Origin of the sequence: Mycobacterium sp., from assembly GCF_035653355.1 — a bacterium.
In the GTDB taxonomy this organism is placed as follows: Bacteria; Actinomycetota; Actinomycetes; order Mycobacteriales; family Mycobacteriaceae; genus Mycobacterium.
This window is the reverse complement of the sequence record NZ_DASRBZ010000490.1, coordinates 1-2,624: the sequence shown is the minus strand read 5'-3', so window position 1 is coordinate 2,624 and position 2,624 is coordinate 1. Positions and strand designations below refer to the sequence as shown.

Below are 2,624 nucleotides of genomic sequence, written 5' to 3'. Positions count from 1 at the left end.
TGCTGCTCGATCCCGGTGAATTGGGCGACCACGTCGTTGAGGCTCTCCAAATGCTGGATATTGACCGTGGAGATCACCGTGATACCGGCGTCCAGCAGTTCCTCGACGTCCTGCCACCGCTTGGGGTTTTTGCTGCCGGGGACGTTGGTGTGGGCGAGCTCATCGACCAGGACCACCTGCGGGTTGCGGGCCAGCACAGCCGGCACGTCGAGTTCGGTGAAGCTGCTACCGCGATATTCAATGTGGCGGCGCGGGATGACCTCGATGCCCTTCAGCAACTCCGCGACTTTGCGGCGGCCGTGCGTCTCTACCACGCCCGCCACCAAATCAGTGCCGCGTTCCCGCCGTCGATGGGCCTCGCTGAGCATCGCGTACGTCTTGCCGACGCCGGGAGCAGCACCCAGGTAGATGCGTAGCTCCCCGCGTTTGCGGCGATGGTCAACGACACTCATGTGACCATCATCCACCTGCGACATCAGCGGGCGACCGGAAAACTTTGGTCAAGCTGCAGGTTGAGTTGCAACACGTTGACCCGCGGCTCACCGAAGATGCCCAGATCACGGCCATGCTGGTTCTCCCACACCAACTCATGTACCTGAGCAGTCGTGACATGCCGCGCCCGGGCAATCCTGGCGACTTGGATATCGGCATAGGCCAGTGAAATATCGGGATCCAGACCGCTGCCGCTTGCGGTGACGGCGTCGGCCGGCACCTCGGGACTGGAGGGGGCCGAGCCACGTATGGGCACTATCTGACCGATCGAGTAGTTCTCGCCGAACCGTGCGCACACGACCCGTACCCCTTCATAGGTCGCGACGAATGGCTCGCTGATGGTCGAGCAGGGCTCGTTGACGCTGACGACCCGGGTCGGGTGCACGACGTTACCGCGGGCATCGCGCGGGCCGATCACCGACAGCACGGCCCCGACCCCGCCGCCGGTGCAGAACGGTCGCGATCCGCCGACCTGCTCAAGTTCGCCGACGTCCTTACTGCGCGAGCACACCAGGGTGAGCAGGCTCGGCTTGAATCCGGCAGCTGCGGGCGTGGCGCCGGCCGCCAGCTTGGCCGGGTCGGCTGGGGTGTCGACGACGCTCTCCGGTCCCAGATTGCTGGCGCCACTGCCCGTCGGGTCGTATCCGTCGCCGGCCGCCGACGGGCGGCTCTGGAAATACTGGGCCAACGGCCGGCCGGCGGCGTCGGTGAATGACTGGCCGATCAGCCGGCTGCCGACCGGTTTACCGTTGGCCCGGACGATCGAGCCCTCCGCTTTGTCGTGCAAACCGGGAAGCTGCGCGACCAACCAAATAAGCAACGGGTATCCGGCACCGAGGATGACGGTGAAAACGACCAGCGCGCGCAAGGCGGCCCAGTGCTGGCGAACCAGGTTGGAAAACTTCATGTCAGGACATCCCGGGTAGCAGTTGAACCACCAAGTCGATCACCTTGATTCCGATGAACGGGCTGACGATCCCGCCCAGACCGAAGATGTAGAGGTTGCGGCTGAGCAGTTTCGACGCGCTGCTGGGGGTGTATCGAACACCGCGCAGCGCCAAGGGAATCAGAGCCACGATGACGAGTGCGTTGAAGATGACGGCCGACAGGATCGCGGACTGCGGACTGTGCAGCCGCATGACGTTGATCAGGTCCAGACCCGGAAAAAGCGCGACGAACATCGCCGGGATGATCGCGAAATACTTCGCGATGTCGTTGGCGATGGAGAACGTGGTCAGCGCGCCGCGGGTAATCAACAGCTGCTTGCCGATCTCGACGATCTCGATCAGTTTGGTGGGATCGGAGTCCAGGTCCACCATGTTGCCGGCTTCCTTGGCCGCGGTGGTCCCGGTGTTCATCGCCACCCCCACGTCGGCCTGAGCCAGCGCCGGTGCGTCGTTGGTGCCGTCGCCGGTCATCGCGACAAGCCGGCCGCCCTCCTGCTCCTGCTTGATCAGCACCAGCTTGTCTTCGGGGGTGGCTTCGGCCAGGAAGTCGTCGACACCGGCTTCGTCGGCGATTGCCTTGGCGGTCAACGGATTGTCGCCGGTGATCATCACGGTCCGGATGCCCATCCGGCGCATGGCGTCGAACCGGTCGCGCATGCCTTGCTTGACCACGTCCTTGAGGTAGATGACGCCCAGCACCTCTGCCTTTTTCCCGCCGTCGCCCGCCGTCACCTGGCCCACGACAAGCGGAGTCCCGCCGGCAGCGGCGATTCCGTCGACGATCTCGCCGAGGATTACCGGGACAGTTCCACCATGGCCGCGGATCCACTCGGCGACGGCGCTGGCCGCGCCCTTGCGCAGCTGTCGTCCGTCGACGTCGACACCAGACATCCGCGTCGTGGCGGAAAATTCCGCCCACGACGCGTCGGCCAGTTCACCGGGTGTTCGTGCGCGCAGCCCATAGGCCTCTTTGGCGTACACGACAATCGAGCGGCCTTCGGGCGTTTCGTCGGCGAGGCTGGCCAGCTGGGCAGCATCGGCTAGCGCCTCGGAAGTCACGCCGCTGAGCGGAATGAATTCGGAGGCCTGCCGGTTGCCCAGCGTGACCGTTCCCGTTTTGTCCAGCAGCAGCGTGTTGACGTCGCCTGCTGCTTCGACGGCGCGCCCGGACATCGCCAATACGTT

Annotated in this window: 2 protein-coding genes and 1 pseudogene; all 3 read right to left on the bottom strand. The window is 64.9% G+C overall.

What is annotated here, in order from left to right:
- Positions 1–476: pseudogene (locus tag VFA16_RS16920) on the bottom strand (histidine kinase); the annotation flags it as partial.
- Positions 476–1,399, bottom strand: a complete 924-nt coding sequence (locus VFA16_RS16915) for a potassium-transporting ATPase subunit C (RefSeq protein ID WP_324968928.1) — start codon at positions 1,397–1,399, stop codon at positions 476–478. The gene VFA16_RS16915 and the pseudogene VFA16_RS16920, both read right to left, overlap by 1 nt.
- Before the next feature lies 1 nt (position 1,400).
- Positions 1,401–2,624, bottom strand: a 1,224-nt coding sequence (gene kdpB / locus VFA16_RS16910) for a potassium-transporting ATPase subunit KdpB (protein WP_324968927.1), incomplete at its 5' end; no start/stop codon positions are given.

Coding starts and splice junctions, on each gene's coding strand:
- VFA16_RS16915 (WP_324968928.1), bottom strand. CDS start 1,399: ATGAAGTTTTCCAACCTGGTTCGCCAGCACTGGGCCGCCTTGCGCGCG.